Source organism: Nocardioides rotundus, assembly GCF_019931675.1.
GTDB lineage: Bacteria > Actinomycetota > Actinomycetes > Propionibacteriales > Nocardioidaceae > Nocardioides > Nocardioides rotundus.
In genome coordinates, this window is sequence record NZ_CP082922.1 from 2,310,254 (window position 1) to 2,331,034 (window position 20,781).

Consider the following 20,781-nt stretch of genomic DNA (forward strand, 5'->3'; position numbering starts at 1 on the left):
GCGCGGACCCCTACCTTGACGCCAATCCTTTTCGCCCCGGTTTCATTCCCGCGACCGGGTCAGCGCGGACGCAGCACCAACTCGGGGACGGTGGCGTCGGCGGGCAGGTCGAGCGCGTAGAGGATCGCGTCCGCGACGGTCCCCGGCTGGATCCACTCCGAGGCGTCGTACTCCTTGCCCTCCTGGGCGTGCAGGTCCTCCTGCATCGGCGACGCCACGCGCCCCGGGTGGATGCCGGAGACACGGACCCCGCTGTCCTTCTCCTCCTCGCGCAGCGAGTCCGCGAACGCGCGCAGGCCGAACTTGGAGGCGGCGTACGGCGACCACACGGGGCCGGCGCGGTAGCCGGAGCCGGAGTTGACCAGGACCACGGTGCCCTGCGCGGCGCGCAGCGCCGGTAGCGCCAGCCGGGTCAGCTCGGCGACCGCAACCAGGTTGACCGTCAGCTGCCACTGCCAGTCCTCGACCGTCAGCTCCGCGACCCGACCGATCCGTACGACCCCGGCCGAATGGATCACCGAGTCCAGCCGGTCCAGAGCCGTCGGCCAGGCGGCGGCGAGGGACGCCGGGTCGGTCAGGTCCGCCACGATCGTCTCGGCGCCGGGCCAGCGGGCCGCCAGCTCCTCGGCGCGCTCCGGGGAGCGCGCGAGGAGCACCAGCTCGTCGCCGCGGGCGTGCAACCGGTCGACGACCGCCTCGCCGATCCCGGAGCCGGCGCCGGTGATGAGGTGCCTCATCGGGTGAAGACCACCTTCCCGAACAGGTTCCCCTCCTCCATCGCGGCGAAGCCGTCGCGTGCGTCGGTCATCGGGATGACCCGGTCGATCAGCGGCCGCGCGCCGGTGGCGTCGAGCAGGTTGACCAGCGAGGCGAGCTCGGACCGCGTGCCCATGGTGGACCCGACGACCTCCAGCTGGAGGAAGAAGATCCGGGTCAGCTCGGCGTCGTCGAGCTGCGGACCGGAGGTGGTGCCGGAGACGACGATCTTGCCGCCGGGGCGCAGCGAGCGGATCGAGTGGGACCAGGTGGCCTTGCCGACCGTCTCCATCGCGGCGTCCACCTTCACCGGGAGCCGCTCGCCGGACTCGAAGACCTCGTGGGCGCCGATCTCCAGGGCGCGCTGCCGCTTGGTCTCGTCGCGCGAGGTGGCCAGGACCTTCAGGCCCGCGGCGCGCGCCAGGGTGATCAGGGCCGTGGCCACGCCGCCACCGGCGCCCTGCACGAGCACGGTGTCGCCCCCCTTGAGGCCCCCGCGGACGAAGAGCATGCGGTAGGCGGTCAGCCAGGCCGTCGGCAGGCAGGCCGCCTCCTCGAAGGACAGCGACTCCGGCTTGGGCACCACGTTGACTCGCGGCACCGCCACGGTGTCGGCGAAGGTCCCCTGGAAGCGCTCGGAGAGCAGCGAGCGCTTCGGGTCCAGGGTCTCGTCGCCGATCCAGGACGGGTCGGAGACGACGGCGTGCACGACGACCTCGTTGCCCTCGGCGTCGACCCCCGCGGCGTCGCAGCCGAGGATCATCGGGAGGGCCTCCTCCTTGAGGCCGACCCCGCGCAGCGACCAGACGTCGTGGTGGTTGAGGCTGGCCGCCTTCACCTGCACGGTGGTCCAGCCATCGGGCACCTCGGGGTCGGGTCGCTCACCGACCACGAGGCCATTGAGCGGGTTGGTGGCGTCGAAGGACTCGGCATAGACGGCGAACATGCCTGCCACGCTAGCGAAACCCGGTTGTGAGTGGCCTCCCCCCGATGGTGGGGTACCTCACGTGCCTTCCACGCGCCCTGCCGTGATCCGAGCCGCCGACGCCGCGCGCTACCTCGCCACCGACCAGTTCGTCTGGTTCGACGAGGCGCCCGACGTTCCCGTGGAGGAGCTGATCGGCGCCGTCCCGCCCGAGCATCGCTGGGCGGTCGACGTCGGGGATGGGCCCGAGGGGATGTACGCCGGCATCTACGGCGTGCGCCCGATGGAGCTGGGTCTGCCCGGCAGCCGCCTGGCGCCGGTCGCGGGCCTGACCTGGGTGGGCGTCCACCCCGACCACCGCCGGCGGGGGCTGCTGACCGCACTGCTGCGCCACCACCTCGAACAGGCCCACCGGGAGGGCCTGGCCCTCTCCGCCCTGCACGCCAGCGAGCCGGCGATCTACCCCCGGTTCGGGTACGGGCTCGCGGCCCTGGAGCTCCAGGTGGACCTCGGCCGGGGCACCTCCTTCACCGCCCCCGGGCTCGAGGAGCGGGTCTCCGGGACCGCCACGACCACCGTCACCGGGTCCGATCCTGGCGTGGCCTCTCGGGCCCGGGCCCTCGACCTGCGCCTGGCCGCGCAGTCCCCCGGGATCATCGTGGGCAGCGAGGAGTTCTACACCCGAGCCGTCTCCGACCGCCCGCACGAGCTTCGGGACAAGGAGCAGATCCGGCTGATCTTCGCCGTCCGCGCGGGCGAGGACGTCGGGTGCGCCTCGTTCCGCCGTACTCCCAAGTGGGACAACGGGCGCCCCGGCGGCACGGTCACCGTCGGCTACCTGGGCGGCGATCCGGCGGCTCGCCTCGCGCTGCTGCGGCGCCTGGTCGACCTGGACCTGACGAGCACCATCACGCTGTCGCGGGTCTCCCCCGACGACCCGCTCTTCGCCTGGGTCGGCGGCCCACGAGGGGCCGCGGACGTGCGGACCTACGACTCGACCTACGTCCGGCTCGTGGACCTGGCGTCCGCGTGGGCGGCGCGCGGATACGACTCCGACTGCGACATCGTGGTCGACGTGGCGGACCGGCACGCGCCGTGGAACGCCGGGCGGTGGCAGCTCCTGGCCTCCGGCGGGGAGGGTACGGCGGAGCGCACCGACGCCGAGCCGGACCTGAGCCTGGACGTGAACGTGCTGGGCGCCGGCTATCTCGGCCGCTCGATCGCGCCCCTGCTCCGTGCCGGCATCGTGACCGAGCACCGTGGCGGCGCGCTCGGCAGCCTGGCCGAGGCGATGCGCACCGAGCTCGCACCCGAGCCGTCGACGGGCTTCTGAGCCATGGCGTTGCACGAGGACGAGGTGCCCGTCGACCTGACTCTCGCGCGGCGACTGGTCGACGAGCAGTTCCCCCAGTGGGCCGACCTCCCCCTCTCCGCGGCCGGGGACGGCACGGACAACCGGATGTTCCGGCTCGGCGAGGAGCTGGTGGTGCGGCTCCCCCGCCGGCCCGGCACGGCGGCGGACGTCGCTAAGGAGCAGACCTGGATCCCGCGGCTGGGGCCGGTCCTGCCGGTCGACGTGCCCGAGCCGATGGCGCTGGGCGGGCCGGGCGCGGGCTATCCCTTCCCCTGGTCGGTGCTGCGCTGGATCGAGGGCGAGGAGCCGGGGCCCGCCACGGTGCGGGACTGGGCCGCCTTCGGCCGTGACCTGGCGGGCGTGGTGCGCGCCCTGCACGGCGACCTCCGATCCGCGAACCTGCTGGTCCGCGACGGACGGCTGGCGGCCGTCCTCGACTTCGGCGCGCTCTCCCTGGGCCGCCCGGCCGCCGAGCACGCCGCCGTCTGGCACTTCCCGGCCGCGATGGGCTCGGCCTACCGCGAGGCGCTCGGCGTCGACGACGACACCTGGGAGCGGGCCCGCGGATGGGCGCTCGCCGTCTCCCTGCTCGCGATGCCCTACTACTGGTCGAGCTGGCCGGAGTTCGCCCAGGGCGGCGTGGACAAGGTGCGGCGGCTCATCGCCGAGAGCTGAGCGCCGCTCAGATCCGTGCGACCCCGTCGATCCGCGCCGCCTCGGCCACGGCGGCGGCGACGGCCGGCCCGACCCGCGGGTCGAAGGGCGAGGGGACGATCAGGTCCGCCCGGAGCTCGTCCCCGACCAGGCCGGCGATGGCCTCGGCCGCCGCGAGCTTCATCCCCTCGGTGATCGCGGTCGCGCCCGCGTCGAAGGCTCCGCGGAAGATCCCCGGGAACGCGAGCACGTTGTTGATCTGGTTGGGGAAGTCCGAGCGGCCGGTCGCCACCACGCGGCCGTGGCGGTGCGCGACCTCGGGGTGCACCTCGGGGTTGGGGTTGGCCAGCCCGAAGATGATCGCGTCGTCGGCCATCGTGGCCACGACCTCCTCGGGCACCGTGCCCCCGGAGACGCCGATGTAGACGTCGGCACCGTCCAGCGCCTCGGCCAGCGAGCCGGTGCGGCCGAAGTTGTCGGCCGTCCGCTCCGCGAGGCTCCGCTTGACCGGGGTGAGGTCGGTGCGCTGGGAGTTGAGGATCCCCTGTCGGTCGGTGACCGCGATGTCGCGGATGCCCGCCCCGAGCAGGATGTTCGTCACCGCCACTCCGGCAGCGCCCGCCCCGGACACGACCACCCGGGTGGTCTCGGGGGTGCGGCCGGTGATCCGCAGCGCGTTGACCAGTGCGGCGAGCGCGACCACCGCGGTGCCGTGCTGGTCGTCGTGGAAGACGGGGATGTCCAGGTCGGCCTTGAGCCGGTCCTCGATCTCGAAGCACCGGGGCGCGGAGATGTCCTCGAGGTTGATCCCGCCGAAGCTGGGCGCCATCCGGCGCACCGTCTCCACGATCTCCTCGGTGTCCGTGGTGGCCAGGCAGATCGGGACGCCGTCGATGCCGCCGAACTGCTTGAACAGCACGGCCTTGCCCTCCATGACCGGCATGGCGGCCGCGGGCCCGATGTCGCCGAGGCCGAGCACGGCGGTGCCGTCGGTGACGATCGCGACGGTGTTCGGCACCCAGGTGTAGTGACGCGACATCTCCGGGTCGGCGGCGATGGCCTCGCACACCCGCGCCACGCCGGGGGTGTAGGCCTTGGAGAGGTCGTCCTTGTTCTCCAGCGGCGAGGTCGCCACGGTCTCGAGCTTGCCGCCGAGGTGCAGGTCGAAGACGGGGTCACCCGCGAACGGGTGGGAGTCGGAAGTCATCGCACGCGCCTTTCCTCAGCAGGAGCCACCGAGCATTCGCGATCCTCCCACAGCCACGACACGCGGCCGGGGCCAGACCCGGGCGAGCACCACGGCGACCAGGTCGGCGTCGGCGATCACGCCGCGGTGCCGGGAGTCCACGCCCGCGTCCGGGTCCTCGCTGAGCAGCCACCAGCCGGGGGCACCGCTGCGCGTCGTACGGCGCTCCACTGCACGCTTGACCACCACGGCGCCGTCGGGGAACCGCGCGACGACCAGACGACCGACGCTCGGGCGGGCCCGGTAGGAGACCAGGAGCCGGTCCCCCGGGCGCAGGAGCGGCCGCATCGAATCCCCCCGAACCCGGGCGAATCCCCACGGCAGGGTCCACCGTGCGGGACGGCCCGAGGGGTGGTGCCACCGCAGAGTCACGCGGAGTAGTGTCGCAAGCCGAAGCCGTTCCACACGACTTGAGAGGACATCATGTTCGCGTTCCCCCGCACCATCGACGTCTCCGCCCACTGCGACCTGCCGTGCGGCGTCTACGACCCCGCCCAGGCCCGCATCGAGGCCGAGTCGGTCAAGGCGATCATCCAGAAGGCCAACGACTCCGACGACCCGGACTTCCGGACCCGGGCGATCCTGATCAAGGAGCAGCGCTCGGAGCTGGTCAAGCATCACCTGTGGGTGCTGTGGACCGACTACTTCAAGCCCCCGCACTTCGAGAAGTACCCGCAGCTCAACACGCTGGTCAACGAGGCCACCAAGCTCGCGGGCGCGACCGGCACCAAGGGCGAGATGAGCGTCGAGAAGGCCGACGAGCTGCTCGCCAAGATCGACGAGATCGCCGAGATCTTCTGGGAGACCAAGAAGGCCTGAGGTTCCAGCGGGCTTCGGCCGGCGTGCTCGAGGATCAGCCCTCGGGCGCGTCGGCCAAGGCCTGGACGCTGGCGGGGTGGAACAGGCCCGCCAGCACGACCACCGAGGCCACCACCAGGACCACCGAGACGGCCCACGTCTCGGGCCCCCAGAACGACCAGGCCAGGCCCAGCTGGATCAGCTGGGCCAGCACGACCGGGCTGCGCGCCCACGAGTCCAGGCGCACCAGCCGCCAGCCGCACAGCAGCAGGCCGAGGCCGTAGAGCAGGAAGAACAGCGACGTGGTCGCGCCCATCGCCATCCGGTCGGCGTCGGTGCGGGCGATCTCCAGTACGGCGTACCCGACGAACAGCAGCCCCTGCAGCCCGGCCACGGAGGCGGCGACCACCAGCGGCGGCGGTGCCGCGAGACGGGGTCGATCGGAGCTGGTGGGGGTCACGCCGCAGAGGGTATCCGGGCGGTCCGTGCGGTAGGTCTGTGACCTAGGTGACCCGGTAACCCCTTGTGCAAGCGTGCACTTCTTGCCACGCTTGTCGTTGCGCGAGTTGATTCCGCGCCGACCGGTGTGCCCGCGATCCGGGAACCCGGCCCCCCTCAGCGTCGAAAGAAGGAAACCCCAGCCATGGATTGGCGCAGCCGTTCCGCGTGCCTCGATGAGGACCCGGAGCTGTTCTTCCCGATCGGCAACACCGGTCCGGCCATCCTCCAGATCGAGGAGGCCAAGCAGGTGTGCCGACGCTGCGAGGTGCGCGAACAGTGCCTGCAGTGGGCCCTCGAGGCCGGGCAGGACCACGGTGTCTGGGGAGGCCTCAGCGAGGACGAGCGTCGCGCGCTCAAGCGCCGCAACGCCCGCTCGCGCGTGCGCACCAACGTCTGAGACCGCTAGCGATCAGCGCCGGGAACCGGAAGGTCCACCGTCGCGACCGTGCCGTCGTGGCTGACCAGGCCCAGTGAGCCGCCCAGCTCCGACTCCACCAGCGTGCGCACGATCGACAGCCCCAGGCTGGTCGAGGCGTCCAGGTCGAAGCCCGGCGGCAGGCCCCTGCCGTCGTCGCTGACTCTCAGCCGCAGCCGGCCGCCCCGCCGGGTCGGCGTCATCGTCACCTCGCCGCCCACGCCCTCGGGCCAGGCGTGCTCCACCGCGTTCTGCAGGAGCTCGGTGAGGACCATGGCCAGCGGCGTGGCCGCCTCGGCAGACAGCGACCCGAAGCTGCCCTCGCGGCGGACCCGGATCTCCCGTCCCAGCGCGCCGACATCGGCGACCATCCGGCCGAGCCGGTCGGCGATGTCGTCGAAGTCGACCATCCCCTCGCCCACGGTGCTGAGCGTCTCGTGCACGATGGCGATCGAGCCGACCCGGCGCTCGGCCTCCTCCAGGGCGGTGCGCGCCGTCGGCTGATCCACTCGGCGCGCCTGCAGGCGGAGCAGCGCGGCGACGGTCTGCAGGTTGTTCTTCACCCGGTGGTGGATCTCCCGGATCGTGGCGTCCTTGGTGACCAGCTCGCGGTCGCGACGCCGGAGGTCGGTGACGTCGCGGACCAGCACGAGGGCGCCGATGTGCTCGCCTCGCGGGCTGAGCGGGATGGAGCGGGCGCTGAGCACCACCTCGTCGGTGCCCACCTCGGTGTCCCGGAAGGCGCGTCCGCCGAGGACGGCGCTCAGCGTCTCCTCGTCCGGACGGTGACGCGGTGGCACCAGCTCGCGCGTCACCTCGGCGAGCACCGAGCCGGCCAGGTCGCCGACGACCCCGAGACGGCGGTAGGCCGACAGCCCGTTGGGGCTGGCGTAGGTCACACGGCCGGCCGCGTCCACCCGCAGGAACCCGTCGCCGACGCGCGGCGAGTCCGCGTGGTCGCCGCGCTGGCCAGCCACGGGGAAGCGGCCCGACGCGATCATCGCGGTGAGGTCCGCCGCGGTCTGCAGGTAGGACAGCTCCAGCCGGCTCGGCGTTCGGATCCCCAGCAGGTTGGTGTTCCGGGCGACGACGGCGACCACGCGCCCGGCGTGGTGCACCGGGATGGTCTCGACCCGGACGGGCACGTCGTCGCGCCACTCCGGGTCCCCCTCCCGGACCAGCCGGCCCTGCTCGAACGCGCGGTCCAGCGGTGGGCGGCGGCCCACGGGCACGAACGTCCCGACGACGTCGTCCACCAGCGCCGTCGGGCCGGTGGTCGGCCGCATCTGCGCCCCGGCCCAGAACCCCCGCCCCTCCTGGTCCGGCAGCCACAGCACGAGGTCGGCGAAGGACAGGTCGGCGATGATCTGCCAGTCGGCGAGCAGCAGGTGCAACCAGCCCACGTCCCCCTCGGAGAGGTCGGTGTGGGCTCGGACGAGCTCGGCCAGGGAGGGCACGAGAGCAGCCTAGTGAGCCCCCGCACCCCTACGATGTCGCCCATGGACGCGGCGTACTGGCGAGCAGTCGCCGACGACGGCTTCCGGCTCCCCCACGACCGCCCGTTGGACCAGCTCACTGTCGAGCTGGTGGAGATGCTCGGCTCGCCGGACCCGCAGGTCAGGGACGGCCTGGCCTACCCGACGCTCGGGACCTGGGTGGAGCGCGGGGTCTACGACGACCTGCTGCCCGGGCTCGGCGACGGGATGGCCAGCGGTCTGATGGTGGGCATCGGGGACGTCGCCTCCGACGGCGTCTTCCGGCGCAGCTTCTCCGCGCTGGTGCTGGCCGAGTGCCTGCAACGCGACCAGACGGTCGACCGGCTCGTCGGCGAGCAGGTGCTGGAGTGGGGCGACCGGCTGATCGGCTGGCTGCTGCGGGAGCGCGACGTCCGGGGCTACGTCCCCGGCAAGGGGTGGGCCCACGCGGTGGCCCACGGCGCCGACGCGATCGGCGTCCTCGCCGGGTCCCGGCACCTCGAGGCGCCGGAGCTCACCGCGCTGCTCGACGTGATCGCCGACCGGGTGCTGCTGCCGACCCCGCCGCTGACGCACGGCGATCCGGACCGCCTGGCCGGGGCGGCGCTCGCCGTCCTCGACCGGGACCTGGTGCCACTCGACGTGGTCGAGCGCTGGGTCGGGCGGGTCGGCGCCGCGGCGGATTCCTATGCGGGCAGCAAGCAGGACGACCCCTTCAGCACCACCTTCAACCCCCAACAGCTCCTGCGCGCCCTCAGCCTCCAGCTGCAGCTGCGCACCCCCGCGCCCCCACACCGCGCCGACCTGCTGCTCACCGTCGCCGACGCGCTCCGCTCGACCAACGCGCCGTTCGTGTCCTGATCCCGGCCCGACCGGCTTGTAGTGTCCGGCCATGACCTCCGAGAACGCCGAGACCGCCGGGCACGCCGGGGACCTGTCCGTGGCGATCGCCCGCTCCCACGGCGTGGAGACCATCTTCACCCTGTCGGGCGCGCACGTCTTCCCGTTGTACGACGGCGCCGTGCGCGCCGAGCCCCCGATGAGGCTGCTGGACGTCCGGCACGAGCAGACCGCCGCGTTCGCGGCCGAGGCGACCGGCAAACTCACCCGGACCCCCGGCTTCGCGGTCCTCACCGCCGGCCCCGGCGTGACGAACGCCGTCTCCGCGGTGGCCCAGGCGCGGTTCGCGGGGTCGCCGATGGTTCTCCTGGGCGGCCGCTCCCCTCAGGGCCGGTGGGGAACGGGCGCCCTGCAGGAGCTGGACCAGCCGCCGATCTTCGCGCCGGTCTCCAAACTGGCCCGCACGCTGATGACGCCGGCCGACGTCGGCCCGGGGATCGACGAGGCGTTCACGGTGGCGGGCAGCTCGCACCGGGGACCGGCCTTCGTCGACGTCCCCATGGACACCCTGTTCGACCAGGCGCCCGGTGCCGCGCCCGCGCCCTCCTCGCCGGCACCACACAGCCCCGACCCCGACGCGCTGGGCCGGATCGCCACGCTGCTCGCGCAGGCCCGGCACCCCGTGCTCGTGCTCGGCACCGACGTGTGGGCCGACCGAGCCGAGGAGGCCGCCCTCCGCTTCGTCGACGAGACCGGCATCCCGGCGATCACCAACGGCATGGGGCGCGGCATCGTCCCGGCCGGCCACCCGCTGCTGGTCAGCCGGGCTCGAGGCGCCGCCTTCAACGGCGCCGACCTGGTGGTCGTCGTCGGCACCCCGTTGGACTTCCGCCTCGGCTACGGCTCGTTCGGCGGCAAGGACGGCGCCACGCCGGCCGAGGTGGTCCACATCGCCGACGCCCCGGACCAGGTCTCGACCCACGCCGAGCTGGCCGCCTCGGCGTCGGGCGACCTCACCGAGGTGTTCGACGGTCTCCTGGCCGCCCTGGAGCGCGGCCCCCGACCCGACTGGGCCGGGTGGGCGAGCGAGCTGCAGGACACCGTGCGCGCGACGGTGGCCACGGACCGCGAGTTGCTCGCCTCCGATGCCGAGCCGATCCATCCCGCCCGGATCTACGGCGAGCTGGCGACCCGGCTGGCCGACGACGCGGTGGTCATCGGCGACGGCGGCGACTTCGTCTCCTTCGCCGGGAAGTACGTCGAGCCTCGGCGGCCCGGCGGCTGGCTGGACCCGGGCCCCTACGGCTGCCTCGGCGCCGGCCTGGGCGCGGCGATCGCGGCCCGGCTGGCCCGTCCGTCGGCGCAGGTCGTGCTGCTGCTCGGCGACGGCGCCGCGGGCTTCTCGCTGATGGACGTCGACACCCTGGTCCGCCACGGCCTGCCGGTCGTGATGGTGATGGGCAACAACTCCGCCTGGGCCCTGGAGAAGGGGCCGATGCAGATGCTCTACGGCTACGACGTGATCGCGGACCTCGGCCAGCGCACGCCGTACGAGGACGTCGTCCGGGCGCTCGGCGGGGCCGGCGAGCAGGTCACCGACCCGCGGCAGATCGGCCCCGCCCTCGACCGGGCCTTCGCCGCGGGCGTGCCCTACCTGGTCAACGTCATCACCGACGTCGAGGCGGCCTACCCGCGGCAGAGCATGGGCGTCTGACCGGCGTCGGCTAGCGTGCTGGGATGAGCGACACGGCAGACCTCTCGGCCACCCTCCGGTTCACGGTGGGCGACGACGACACCGCCGAGGCGCTGGGCTCGGGCTCGCTGCCGGTGCTCGGCACCCCGCGCCTGCTGGCCTGGTGCGAGGCGACCACGGTCGCCGCGCTCGACCCGACCCTGCCCGCGGGGTCGACCTCGGTCGGCACCCGGGTCCAGCTGGAGCACAGCGCCGCCTCGCCGGTCGGGGCGAGCGTGGAGGTGACGGCCTCGGTCGCCTACGTCGACGGTCGGCTGCACCGCTTCACCGTAGGTGCCTCGCAGGACGGGAGGCTCGTGGGCACGGCCGAGATCACCCGGGTCGTGGTCGACGCCGAGCGGTTCCTGAGCAGGCTCTGACCCCGGACACACGAAAGCCCCCGCACGTGGCGGGGGCTTCGACGCGCAGCGTCAGCTGTTGGGGCGCTTGCCGTGGTTCGCGCTGTTCTTGCGACGCGCGCGGCGCTTGCGGCCGGTCTTGCCCATGGTGTTCCTCCTCGGCTGTCCGCGTCGCGCAGGGAGCGCGTCCGCGGGGGTCGTGGGCTCATGATCCCAGATCCAGGTCCGGGGGCGAAATTCGGCTCAGTCCGCCGAGGGGGCCTCGGTCTCGGACCAGGTCACCTGGACCTTGCTGATCGCGAGCCGGATCCGGTCGCGCAGCTCCGGCGGCGCGGACTCGGCGCACGAGCGGGCCACCAGAGCCTTGACGGCCTTCTGGACGTCGTACCGCTCCAGGCACGGGCCGCACTCCTGCAGGTGGCGACGCACCACCACCACGTCGTCGTCGTCGAGCTCGTTGTCGATCAGGTAGACGATCTGCTCGACGAAGTCCACACACTCGTGCGGCTGCTCCAGGCTGCTCATGCCTGCACCCCCGGGTCCTCCGAGGCGCCCGAGCGCACGGCTGCGTAGTCGTTGAGCATGTCGCGGAGCTGGCGGCGGCCGCGGTGCAGCCGGGACATCACGGTCCCGATCGGCGTCCCCATGATCTCCGCGATCTCCTTGTAGGCGAAGCCCTCGACGTCGGCGAGGTAGACCGCGAGCCGGAACTCCTCCGGGAGCCGCTGCAGCGCGTCCTTGACCTGCGAGTCGGGCAGGTGCTCCAGGGCCTCGGTCTCCGCGGACTTCAGGCCGGTGGAGCTGTGGGACTCGGCGCGGTGGAGCTGCCAGTCCTCGACGTCCTCGCCCATCGACTGCTGCGGCTGGCGCTGCTTCTTGCGATAGGTGTTGATGAACGTGTTGGTGAGGATGCGGTAGAGCCAGGCCTTGAGGTTGGTGCCGGGCTTGAACTGGTGGAAGGAGCCGTACGCCTTGGCGAAGGTCTCCTGGACCAGGTCCTCGGCGTCCGCAGGGTTGCGGGTCATCCGCATCGCCGCGGAGTAGAGCTGATCCAGGAACGGCATCGCGTCCCGCTCGAAGCGGGCCGCGCGCTGCTCGGGCGTCTCGGACTCGACGTCCACCACCTCGTCGTTCACGGCGGCGCCGAGCGCGTCAGTGGGCGATTCAGTCATCGCGTCCCACCCTATCGACACACTGGGGGCGGGGCGATCCATGAGGGCAAGCACGACAGCGACAACACCCGTAGGTGGTCACTTGTTCCCGACCACCTCGCGCACCGTCCACTCCAGGACGGCCTCCACCAAGATGCCGAGAGCCTCCTCCTGCGTCACCCCCGCCGTCTTGGCGACCTTCATCCCGTGGTCGGCGCCGGGTACGACGGCCAGGTCGGTCCCGGGCGGGAACTCCTCGGGACGCCCCATCGCGTCGCGCTCGCCCTGCACGACCAGGGTCGGCAGTCGGGCACCGAGCAGCTCGTCGACCCGGCTCCTCTCCGGGCGGCCCGGAGGGTGGAGGGGGAAGGAGACGGCCAGGCATCCGCTGGCGCCGAGGCCGCGGGCACAGCGGGCCGCCGAACGGGCACCCGCGGAGCGCCCTCCCACCACGAGCGGGACGCGCATCCGCATGGCCGAGGCCGCGGCGATCAGACCCTCGTCCAGGGTGGCCGGCGGGGTCGCGACCTTGCGTCCCGCGACCTTCCAGGGCTGCTCGAACAGCACGACCGACACGCCCTGCCGGGGGAGGCGCTGCGCCAGCGCCTGCAGGTCGGCGGTCTCCACGCCGTTCCCGGCGCCGTGGCTCAGCAGCAGGCTCGCCACCGGGTGCGACGCCTGGTGGGTGATCAGCCGGCCTGGTCCGTGGGGCGTGGCCACCGTGCGCTCTCGACTCACGGGAGCATCCTGCCAGCCGTCGGTGTCGCCATCAGTCGATCGGCAGCGGTTCGACCAGCTCGGGCCCGTTGTTGCGCACGTTGCTGACCAGCGTGGACACCGGGTAGGCCTCCAGCCGGCCGGGCGCGGCCGGCTCCAGGAGGCCGAGGAGGTCGGGGCCGGCGGTCACGGTCGGGTCCAGCCAGTCCTGCCACCGCTCCCGGGGGACCATCAGCGGCATCCGGTCGTGGATCCGGCCGAGGTCGTCCTCGGCGTCGGTGGTGATGATCGTGCAGCTCCAGCGGAACCGCGCGGGGTCGTCGTCGGCACGGTCGGGGTCGCGCCAGATCTCGTAGAGACCGGCCATCGCCAGCACGCCCCCGTCGGTCGGGCGGATGAAGAACGGCTGCTTGCGGGGCTTGCCCTTCGCGGTGAGCTCGTCGGTGGCGTACCACTCGTAGTAGCCGTCGGCGGGCAGCAGGCAGCGCCGCGACGCGAAGGCCTTGCGGTAGGCCGGCTTCTCCGCGACCGTCTCCATCCGGGCGTTGATCATCCGGTTGCCGATGGAGGGGTCCTTGGCCCAGGACGGCACCAGGCCCCAGGTCAGCACGCGCAGCTGTCGCTCGACCGGCCGGTCGTCCTTCGGAGGGCGCTCGAGGACGGCGTACACCTCCTTGGTCGGCGCGACGTTGAAGTCGGGCGCCAACGGCGCGGCCACCGGCGACTCGACGACCTCGAACTCCTCGATCAGGTCCTCGGGCCGGCGACTCGAGGCGTAGCGACCACACATGGGGTCAGCCTACGGCCGCGGCGTCAGCTGCGGGCGAGCTCGTCGACGAGGGCGGTGGTCGCCTCGTCGGTCACCGGGAGGCCTTCGATCCACACGCGTACGCCGCCCTCGTCGACCCCGGCCAGGGTGCGCACCAGCGCCACGCGACGCCCGAGACGCTGGTCGCGCGCCGCGATCACGACGATCCTGCGCAGACCGAGGCGCCCGATCGTCTCCTCCCCCGCGAAGACGGTGCGGGCCACCTTGCCCAGGGCCGCCATCCGCATCGAGCGCGCCCAGGTGTCCTCCGAGTCCGGGCGCAGCAGCGCGCCGGACTCTTGGAGCTCCACCACCACCAGCGCGAAGGCCTCGCGCATCGGCGGCGCGCCCGTCAGCTGGCCCTGCCGGTGCAGCTCGGAGAGCCGGGCACGGACGTGCGCCAGGGTGGCCAGCCCGGTGAGGGGCTCCTGGCAGGAGACCTGGTGCAGGAAGCCCAGCGTCGCCTCGCTCCAGGCGACCGAGAGCGCACGCAGCTCCTCGAAGCCGGGGTCGCCCCCGGTGACGGCCGCGGTGGTCAGCCGCAGCCCCTCGATGGACTCGTCCAGGGATGCGCCGTCCTGGGCCAACTGGTGGCCCAGGACCGCGCATGCCTCGACCGATCCGCGTCCGGAGACCAAGGCCTCTCCTACTGCCTGGAATCGCGGCGGAATCCCCATGCGTGCCCGCGCGGACAGCTCCCCCCTGGACTCAGGGCGCGGGGGCGTCGGTCGAGAGCGGGTTGCGAAGAAACCCACGGCGGCACCCCTCTCATCGATCGGTCGAACACCACTGGGACGGGCCACCGGGCGGCGCATGACGCGATCGACTTGAAACTTTCGGCTATGTCCCGGCCCAGACGCTCTATATTGGGTGCTGGCGCGACCCGCGCGCTGCGTCATGTGTCCCCGACCCGATCGTCACCCTTGCCGATGAGCAACACGCTGGCCCCGACCGACGCACCTGCCGACGCCGAGTTGATCTCGGCGGTCCGCGGGGGCGACGTCGACGCCTACGGCCAGCTCTTCGCCCGCCATGTCGACGCCGCACGACGGCTGGCCCGGCAGATCGCGCCGGCCAGCGACGTCGACGACCTGGTCTCCGACGGCTTCGCGAAGGTGCTGACGGTGCTGCAGCGGGGCGGAGGGCCCGACGTCGCCTTCCGCGCCTACCTGCTCACCGCCGTACGCCGCCTCCACGTGGACCGGATCCGGGCGACGCAGCGGCTGCACTCCACCGACGACCTGGAGAAGTTCGACCCCGGGATCCCGTTCGAGGACACCGCGGTGTCGGGGTTCGAGAACGCGGCCGCCGCCCGGGCCTTCGCCTCGCTCCCGGAGCGGTGGCAGCTGGTGCTGTGGCACACCGAGGTCGAGGGGCAGAAGCCCGCCGACATCGCGCCCCTGCTCGGGATGAGCGCCAACTCCGTCTCGGCCCTCGCCTACCGCGCCCGCGAGGGGCTGCGCCAGGCGTTCTTGAACCAGCACGCCCAGGAGCTGGAGGAAGACACCTGCCGCTGGGTGCACCAGCACCTGGGTGCCTACGTCCGGGGTGGGACCGCGCGGCGCGACGGCGTCAAGATCGAGCAGCACCTCGACGAGTGCCGCAAGTGCATGGCGATCTACCTCGAGCTCACCGAGGTCAACTCCAACCTGGCCGGCATCATCGCCCCGTTGCTGCTGGGCGCAAGCGGCCTCTCCTACGCCGCCGTGGCCGGCGGCGCCTCGAAGTCCGGGTTGCTGCTGTTCGTCGACCGGCTGCGCGACGGCGCCCTCTCGCAGGGGGCCGCGGTCACGACCGCAGCCGGTGTGACCGCCGCGGCGGCCGCGGTGGTCATCGGCGCCGCCGTACTGGCCCGCGACTCCGGCCCGGCGCCGGCGACGACCGCGGTCGGGCCCTCCAGTTCCGCGTCCTCCGGGGCCGCGGCGAGGCCCGAGACGAATCGGTCGCCCGCACCGGTGCGCGAGCGCATCGTGGTCGCTCCGCCCCAGCGTGTGCTCCCGCCGGCCGATGCCGAGGAGGTCGCTGCCGAGCCGGTTGACCTCGCGCCGCCCGCCGCGGAAGCACCGTCGCCGGATGAGCCCGGCCCGGCCGGCGACGACGTGGTCGACAGCCCGGATCCGGTCACCGAGCCGCCCGGCAGCGGGACCCCCGGCACCCAGGAGCCGCCCGGCAGCGAGGACCCGGGCACCGAGGAGCCGCCCGGCGGCGAGGACCCGGGCACCGAGGAGCCGCCCGGCGAGCCGACCACGGCCGACGTCGGGATCGACCCGGCGTCGATCAGCGTGACGCCCAACGGGGCGAACTACGACGTCACCGGGTCCGTCACCGGGTTCGAGGATGCGGGCGCCCGGGTGCGCATCTGGCTGCTGGGGTTGGAGTTCATCAGCGCCCAGGGCCATGACTGCCTGCCCGAGACAAGCGGAGCCTATCTCTGCGACCTCCCCGGCTCGGACTTCAACCTGAAGCTCCGGCTGCTCTCGGGGGTCGCCCTCGGGACCGTGGCGATCGAGGCGGTCCCCCCTGACGACACCGTCGACGACCAGCCGGTCAACAACTGGGCCGTCGTCCCGGTCGGGACATCTCCGGTCAGCCTGGAGCGCCCAGCCGACTCGGAGTCGACCGCCACTCCGACGAGGACGGACTCCGCGCCCGCGCAGCCCGCCGAGCCCACGTCGCCGGCGGTGACGCCCGCCCCCACGTCGGACGACACAGCCGACGACACCGGCGAGGCCACGACGCCTGCACCCTCGACGACGCCTGCACCCTCGGCGACGCCCGAGCCCGGGCCGAGCGTGGAGCCCTCCGCGACGTCCCAGCCGGCCCCCGCACCGTCCGAGGCTCCGGCGACCGAGCCGTCCGGGAGCACCGACGAGGCGCCGTCGGAGACGACCGGCACGACCGCACCGTGAGCCGTCGGTAGGCTCCTGCGCGTGACCGCCGACCCCTGGCCAGCCCCTCGCGTCCGCGAGCCGATCGACACCGCCGTCAGCCTCCCGGGCAGCAAGTCGCAGACCAACCGCGCCCTGCTGTTGGCCGCGATCGCCGACGGACCCTCGACCCTGATGCGTCCCCTCCACTCCCGCGACACCACGCTGATGGTCGCAGGGCTACGGGGGCTGGGCGTCGGCGTACGGGCCGACGGTGAGGACTGGGAGATCACCCCGGGTCCACTGCGCGGTGACGCCACCGTCGACTGCGGACTGGCGGGCACCGTGATGCGCTTCGTTCCGCCGGTCGCCGCACTGGCGACCGGTCCCGTGCACTTCGACGGCGACCCCCACATGCGCAACCGACCCGTCGGCCAGGTGCTCGACGCGCTGCGCGAGCTCGGCGCGGACGTGGCCGGCGAGGCCCTTCCGTTCACCATCCACGGCACCGGCCGGATGCGCGGCGGCCGGGTGGTCATCGACGCGAGTGCCTCCTCCCAGTTCGTCTCGGCGCTGCTGCTGGCCGGCGCGCGCTACGACCAGGGGGTCGACGTACGTCACGACGGCAAGCCGGTGCCGTCCCTGCGGCACATCGAGATGACCGTGGCGATGCTGCGCGAGCACGGCGTGCACGTGGAGGACGCCGACGCGAACCGGTGGTACGTCGCTCCCGGGCCGATCGCCCCCGTGGACCGGGTCATCGAGCCAGATCTCTCCAACGCCGCGCCGTTCCTCGCCCTGGCGGCCGTGACCGGTGGGCGGGTGCTGGTGCGGGACTGGCCGCGGAGCACCACGCAGGCCGGCGACGCGCTGCGGGAGATCCTCGCGGCCATGGGCTGCAGCGTGGAGCTGTCCGACGACGGGCTCCGAGTGCAGGGGCCCGAGCGGCTCCAGGGGCTCGACGTGGACCTGCACGACGTCGGTGAGCTCACCCCCGTCGTCGCGGCCCTGGCCGCGCTCGCCGAGAGCCCCTCGCAGCTGCGCGGCGTCGCGCACATCCGGCACCACGAGACCGACCGGCTGGCGGCGCTGGCGCGCGAGCTCGGCGGCCTGGGCGCGGACGTCACCGAGACCGACGACGGGCTGAGCCTGCGGCCGGCGCGGCTGCACGGCGGCCTGTTCCACACCTACGCCGACCACCGCATGGCGCACGCCGGCGTCGTGGTCGGCGCCGCCGTGGACGACGTGGCGGTGGAGAACGTGGACACCACGGCGAAGACCTTCCCGGACTTCGCCGGCTTCTGGGCAGACCTGGTGGGCGTGAGCGCGTGAGCCCGCGCTACACCGAGCACGACCAGGAGCACTACGAGCGCCCGCGGCGCCGTACCCGCCCCCGCACGAAGGACCGGCCGTCCTACGACGACGCCGAGGAGGCCGTCGTCGTCACCGTGGATCGCGGCCGCTTCACCCTCGACCTGGACGGGCGGCGGGTGATGGCGATGAAGTCGCGTCCCCTCGGCCGCAAGGGCGTCGTGGTCGGCGACCGGGTGCGCGTGGTCGGCGACACCTCCGGCGACGACGGCACGCTGGCGCGGATCGTCGAGGTGGTCGACCGCAGCACCGTCCTCCGGCGTACGGCGGACGACGACGACCCCGTCGAGCGGATCATCGTGGCCAACGCCGACCAGCTGGTCGTCGTGACGGCGCTCGCCGACCCCGAGCCGCGCCCCCGGCTGATCGACCGCGCCCTGGTGGCGGCCTACGTGTCGGGGATGGAGCCGATCCTGGTGCTCACCAAGGCCGACCTGGCCTCGCCGGACGACCTGCTGGCCACCTACCGCTCGCTGGGCGTGCCCTGGCTGGTGACCGGGCGCGACCCCGAGACGGGCGAACCCCGCGAGGAGGACGTGGCGGCGCTGCGCGACCGGCTCCGCGGGCATGTCTCGGTGCTCCTGGGCCACAGCGGCGTGGGCAAGTCGACGCTGGTCAACGCGCTGGTCCCCGACGCCGGTCGCGACACCGGCAGCGTCAACGCCGTCACCGGCCGAGGGCGGCACACCTCGACCAACGCGGTGATGATCCCGCTCCCGGACGACGACGGCGCGATCGTGGACACCCCGGGCATCCGCTCCTTCGGCCTGGCCCACGTGCAGCCGGAGGACCTGATCGAGACCTTCCCCGACCTGGAGGCGATGACCGCGGAGTGTCCGCGCGGCTGCACGCACACCGCGGAAGAGCCCGAGTGCGGCCTCGATGCGGCCGTGGCCCGGGGCGACGCCGACCCGGAGCGGGTGGACTCCTTCCGCCGGCTGCTCGCGGCCCGCTACGACAGCACGTCCTGGTGAGCGCGGCGGCGCGCGTCCCCTAACCTGTCCTGCATGCCCATCTCCAGCAGCCGCGCGCCGGACTACACCGACGACCTGCGTCTCGCGCACCTGCTGGCCGACGACGCCGACTCGCTGACCTCCGGCCGCTTCAAGGCCCTGGACCTGCACGTGATGAGCAAGCCGGACCTCTCCCCCGTCACCGATGCGGACACCGACGTGGAGGACGCGATCCGGCGCACCCTGTCCCGGGTCCGCTCGCGCGACGCGGTGACCGGCGAGGAGGCCGGGACGACCGGCCACTCCCAGCGCCGGTGGGTGGTCGACCCGATCGACGGCACGAAGAACTTCGTCCGCGGTGTGCCGGTCTGGGCCACCCTGATCGGCCTGGTGGTGGACGACGAGGTCGTCGTGGGCGTGGTCTCCGCGCCCCAGCTCCAGCGCCGCTGGTGGGCGTCGAAGGGCCACGGCGCCTGGACCGGCCGCTCGCTGCTCAAGGCCACCCAGTGCCAGGTCTCCGACGTACGCCGCCTCGAGGACGCCTCGCTGTCCTACTCCTCCCTGTCCGGGTGGGAGGAGCGCGGCCGGCTGGACGACTTCCTCGCGCTGACCCGGAGGTGCTGGCGTACTCGCGCCTACGGCGACTTCTGGTCCTACATGCTGCTGGCCGAGGGTGCCGTCGACCTGGCCGCCGAGCCCGAGCTGGCCCTGCACGACATGGCGGCCCTGGACGTGATCGTGCGCGAGGCGGGCGGCCGGTTCACCTCCCTGGCCGGTGCCGAGGGGCCGTACGGCGGGAACGCGCTGGCGTCGAACGGGCACCTGCACGAGGCGGCGCTGGCGTTCCTCGGCGGCTCCGAGGCCCGCGAGGACGACCCGGACGACCCGCCGCGCGCCCCCGGCTCGGTCCACGACCTGAGCGCGCGTCGTCGTCCCCTTCCGGGCGAGGACGCTCCTCGCTAGGCTGACCAGTCCCCCGACGAGGAGGTTGGCATGCGCATCCAGGACGTCATCTCGGGCAAGTCGAGCCAGGACGTGGTCACGGTCAGCCCGGACGCCACCGTGCGGGACCTGCTCGGGCTGTTGGCCGAGCACAACATCGGGGCACTGGTGGTGTCCTCCGACGGGTCCGAGGTCACCGGCATCGTGTCCGAGCGCGACATCGTGCGCCGGCTCCGCGACGGCGACATCCTCGAGGAGCGGGTCTCCACGATCATGACCACCTCGGTGCACACCGCCGACCCGGAGTCCCAGCTCGACGACCTGATGGCCCTCATGACCGAGCACCGCATCCGCCACGTGCCGGTCGTCTCCGGCGGTTCGCTGACCGGCATCATCTCCATCGGCGACGTGGTCAAGCACCGGATCTCCCAGCTGGAGTTCGAGCGCGACCAGCTGGACTCCTACGTCCACCAGCAGTGAGCCGCGCGAGCGCCGACCGCTAGCGTGTGCCGGGACAACCGCATGTCGTGAGGAAAGGGACAGCGCATGGACAAGCCCGAGGTCGACCCGCACGTCGGCGACGCCCCCGAGGAGCTGGTGATCGAGGACCTGGAGGTCGGTGACGGCGAGGAGGCCGGGGCCGGCTCGACCGTCTCGGTGCACTACGTCGGCGTCGCCCACTCCACCGGCGAGGAGTTCGACGCGTCCTACAACCGCGGCACCCCGCTGCAGTTCCGGCTCGGCGTCGGCCAGGTCATCGAGGGCTGGGACACCGGCGTGCAGGGGATGAAGGTCGGCGGCCGCCGCCGGCTGGTGATCCCCCCGCAGCTGGGGTACGGCGACCGTGGCGCGGGCGGCGTGATCAAGCCCGGCGAGACGCTGATCTTCGTGGTGGACCTGCTCGACGTGAAGTGAGG

General features: G+C 73.1%; 25 protein-coding genes. 13 read left to right on the forward strand and 12 right to left on the reverse strand.

Annotated elements, in window-relative coordinates:
- Positions 1-59: 59 nt before the first annotated feature.
- Positions 60-737, reverse strand: coding sequence for an SDR family oxidoreductase (locus K8W59_RS11440; RefSeq protein ID WP_223393928.1), 678 nt, complete (start codon positions 735-737; stop codon positions 60-62).
- Positions 734-1,702: a zinc-binding dehydrogenase gene (locus K8W59_RS11445; RefSeq protein WP_223393930.1), complete on the reverse strand. Its 969-nt coding sequence runs from the start codon at positions 1,700-1,702 to the stop codon at positions 734-736. Before K8W59_RS11445 ends, K8W59_RS11440 begins: the two co-directional genes overlap by 4 nt.
- A gap of 61 nt (positions 1,703-1,763) precedes the next feature.
- Between K8W59_RS11445 and K8W59_RS11450 the strand changes: the two genes are divergently transcribed.
- On the forward strand, positions 1,764-3,014 hold the full coding sequence (locus tag K8W59_RS11450) for a GNAT family N-acetyltransferase (protein ID WP_223393932.1): 1,251 nt from the start codon (positions 1,764-1,766) through the stop codon (positions 3,012-3,014).
- A gap of 3 nt (positions 3,015-3,017) precedes the next feature.
- On the forward strand, positions 3,018-3,710 hold the full coding sequence (locus K8W59_RS11455) for a phosphotransferase (protein ID WP_223393934.1): 693 nt from the start codon (positions 3,018-3,020) through the stop codon (positions 3,708-3,710).
- Between the two features lie 7 nt (positions 3,711-3,717).
- On the opposite strand, the gene K8W59_RS11460 is transcribed toward K8W59_RS11455, so the two are convergent.
- Together K8W59_RS11460 and K8W59_RS11465 are read right to left on the reverse strand one after the other, a co-directional pair.
- On the reverse strand, positions 3,718-4,896 hold the full coding sequence (locus tag K8W59_RS11460) for an NAD(P)-dependent malic enzyme (protein ID WP_223393936.1): 1,179 nt from the start codon (positions 4,894-4,896) through the stop codon (positions 3,718-3,720).
- A 15-nt stretch (positions 4,897-4,911) separates the two neighbouring features.
- Positions 4,912-5,307 (reverse strand): S24 family peptidase, encoded by a 396-nt coding sequence (locus tag K8W59_RS11465; RefSeq protein ID WP_223393938.1) that lies wholly within the window; start codon positions 5,305-5,307, stop codon positions 4,912-4,914.
- A 51-nt stretch (positions 5,308-5,358) separates the two neighbouring features.
- Between K8W59_RS11465 and sodN the strand changes: the two genes are divergently transcribed.
- Positions 5,359-5,754: a superoxide dismutase, Ni gene (sodN, locus tag K8W59_RS11470; RefSeq protein WP_223393940.1), complete on the forward strand. Its 396-nt coding sequence runs from the start codon at positions 5,359-5,361 to the stop codon at positions 5,752-5,754.
- A gap of 34 nt (positions 5,755-5,788) precedes the next feature.
- Here the strand turns inward: sodN and K8W59_RS11475 are convergent, their stop codons facing one another.
- A complete protein-coding gene (locus K8W59_RS11475) occupies positions 5,789-6,193 on the reverse strand; it encodes a hypothetical protein (protein ID WP_223393942.1) in 405 nt (134 codons plus the stop codon).
- Between the two features lie 183 nt (positions 6,194-6,376).
- On the opposite strand from K8W59_RS11475, the gene K8W59_RS11480 reads away from it, so the two are divergent.
- Entirely contained in the window at positions 6,377-6,631 is a 255-nt protein-coding gene (locus K8W59_RS11480) for a WhiB family transcriptional regulator (protein WP_223393944.1), read from the forward strand.
- 5 nt (positions 6,632-6,636) lie between these two features.
- On the opposite strand, the gene K8W59_RS11485 is transcribed toward K8W59_RS11480, so the two are convergent.
- Entirely contained in the window at positions 6,637-8,106 is a 1,470-nt protein-coding gene (locus K8W59_RS11485; RefSeq protein WP_223393946.1) for a sensor histidine kinase, read from the reverse strand.
- Positions 8,107-8,148: 42 nt separating this feature from the next.
- Here K8W59_RS11485 and K8W59_RS11490 point away from each other — a divergent pair, with 42 nt between their 5' ends.
- Genes K8W59_RS11490 through K8W59_RS11500 form a run of 3 tightly spaced genes read left to right on the forward strand, consistent with a single transcriptional unit; the run spans position 8,149 to position 11,076 of the window.
- Positions 8,149-8,985, forward strand: coding sequence for a DUF2785 domain-containing protein (locus tag K8W59_RS11490; RefSeq protein ID WP_223393948.1), 837 nt, complete (start codon positions 8,149-8,151; stop codon positions 8,983-8,985).
- Between the two features lie 31 nt (positions 8,986-9,016).
- Entirely contained in the window at positions 9,017-10,678 is a 1,662-nt protein-coding gene (locus K8W59_RS11495; protein WP_223393950.1) for an acetolactate synthase, read from the forward strand.
- Between the two features lie 23 nt (positions 10,679-10,701).
- Positions 10,702-11,076, forward strand: a complete 375-nt coding sequence (locus K8W59_RS11500) for a thioesterase family protein (protein WP_223393952.1) — start codon at positions 10,702-10,704, stop codon at positions 11,074-11,076.
- Positions 11,077-11,127: 51 nt separating this feature from the next.
- Here the strand turns inward: K8W59_RS11500 and K8W59_RS20390 are convergent, their stop codons facing one another.
- The 6 genes from K8W59_RS20390 to K8W59_RS11525 form a co-directional block, all read right to left on the reverse strand.
- Positions 11,128-11,202 (reverse strand): 50S ribosomal protein bL37, encoded by a 75-nt coding sequence (locus K8W59_RS20390; protein ID WP_397196007.1) that lies wholly within the window; start codon positions 11,200-11,202, stop codon positions 11,128-11,130.
- A gap of 96 nt (positions 11,203-11,298) precedes the next feature.
- A complete protein-coding gene (gene rsrA / locus K8W59_RS11505; RefSeq protein ID WP_223393954.1) occupies positions 11,299-11,580 on the reverse strand; it encodes a mycothiol system anti-sigma-R factor in 282 nt (93 codons plus the stop codon).
- Complete coding sequence (locus tag K8W59_RS11510; protein WP_223393956.1) at positions 11,577-12,227, reverse strand: sigma-70 family RNA polymerase sigma factor; 651 nt, start codon at positions 12,225-12,227, stop codon at positions 11,577-11,579. Before K8W59_RS11510 ends, rsrA begins: the two co-directional genes overlap by 4 nt.
- A 78-nt stretch (positions 12,228-12,305) precedes the next feature.
- Entirely contained in the window at positions 12,306-12,944 is a 639-nt protein-coding gene (locus K8W59_RS11515; protein WP_223393958.1) for an alpha/beta hydrolase family protein, read from the reverse strand.
- Positions 12,945-12,975: 31 nt separating this feature from the next.
- Positions 12,976-13,713, reverse strand: coding sequence for an SOS response-associated peptidase (locus K8W59_RS11520; protein WP_223393960.1), 738 nt, complete (start codon positions 13,711-13,713; stop codon positions 12,976-12,978).
- A gap of 23 nt (positions 13,714-13,736) precedes the next feature.
- Entirely contained in the window at positions 13,737-14,369 is a 633-nt protein-coding gene (locus K8W59_RS11525; protein WP_223393962.1) for a hypothetical protein, read from the reverse strand.
- Between the two features lie 291 nt (positions 14,370-14,660).
- Here K8W59_RS11525 and K8W59_RS11530 point away from each other — a divergent pair, with 291 nt between their 5' ends.
- The 6 genes from K8W59_RS11530 to K8W59_RS11555 all read left to right on the forward strand — a co-directional run bounded on the left by K8W59_RS11530 (position 14,661) and on the right by K8W59_RS11555 (position 20,779).
- Positions 14,661-16,640 carry a sigma-70 family RNA polymerase sigma factor gene (locus K8W59_RS11530; RefSeq protein WP_223393964.1) on the forward strand — a complete coding sequence of 660 codons (1,980 nt, stop codon included), beginning with the start codon at positions 14,661-14,663 and terminating at the stop codon, positions 16,638-16,640.
- 21 nt (positions 16,641-16,661) lie between these two features.
- Positions 16,662-17,930 (forward strand): 3-phosphoshikimate 1-carboxyvinyltransferase, encoded by a 1,269-nt coding sequence (aroA, locus tag K8W59_RS11535; protein WP_223393966.1) that lies wholly within the window; start codon positions 16,662-16,664, stop codon positions 17,928-17,930.
- Positions 17,927-18,943: a ribosome small subunit-dependent GTPase A gene (gene rsgA / locus K8W59_RS11540; protein ID WP_223393968.1), complete on the forward strand. Its 1,017-nt coding sequence runs from the start codon at positions 17,927-17,929 to the stop codon at positions 18,941-18,943. Before aroA ends, rsgA begins: the two co-directional genes overlap by 4 nt.
- 33 nt (positions 18,944-18,976) lie before the next feature.
- On the forward strand, positions 18,977-19,885 hold the full coding sequence (locus K8W59_RS11545; RefSeq protein WP_223393970.1) for an inositol monophosphatase family protein: 909 nt from the start codon (positions 18,977-18,979) through the stop codon (positions 19,883-19,885).
- A 30-nt stretch (positions 19,886-19,915) separates the two neighbouring features.
- Positions 19,916-20,344 carry a CBS domain-containing protein gene (locus K8W59_RS11550; protein WP_223393972.1) on the forward strand — a complete coding sequence of 143 codons (429 nt, stop codon included), beginning with the start codon at positions 19,916-19,918 and terminating at the stop codon, positions 20,342-20,344.
- Between the two features lie 66 nt (positions 20,345-20,410).
- Positions 20,411-20,779, forward strand: a complete 369-nt coding sequence (locus K8W59_RS11555; protein ID WP_223393974.1) for an FKBP-type peptidyl-prolyl cis-trans isomerase — start codon at positions 20,411-20,413, stop codon at positions 20,777-20,779.
- The last annotated feature ends 2 nt before the right edge of the window (positions 20,780-20,781 follow it).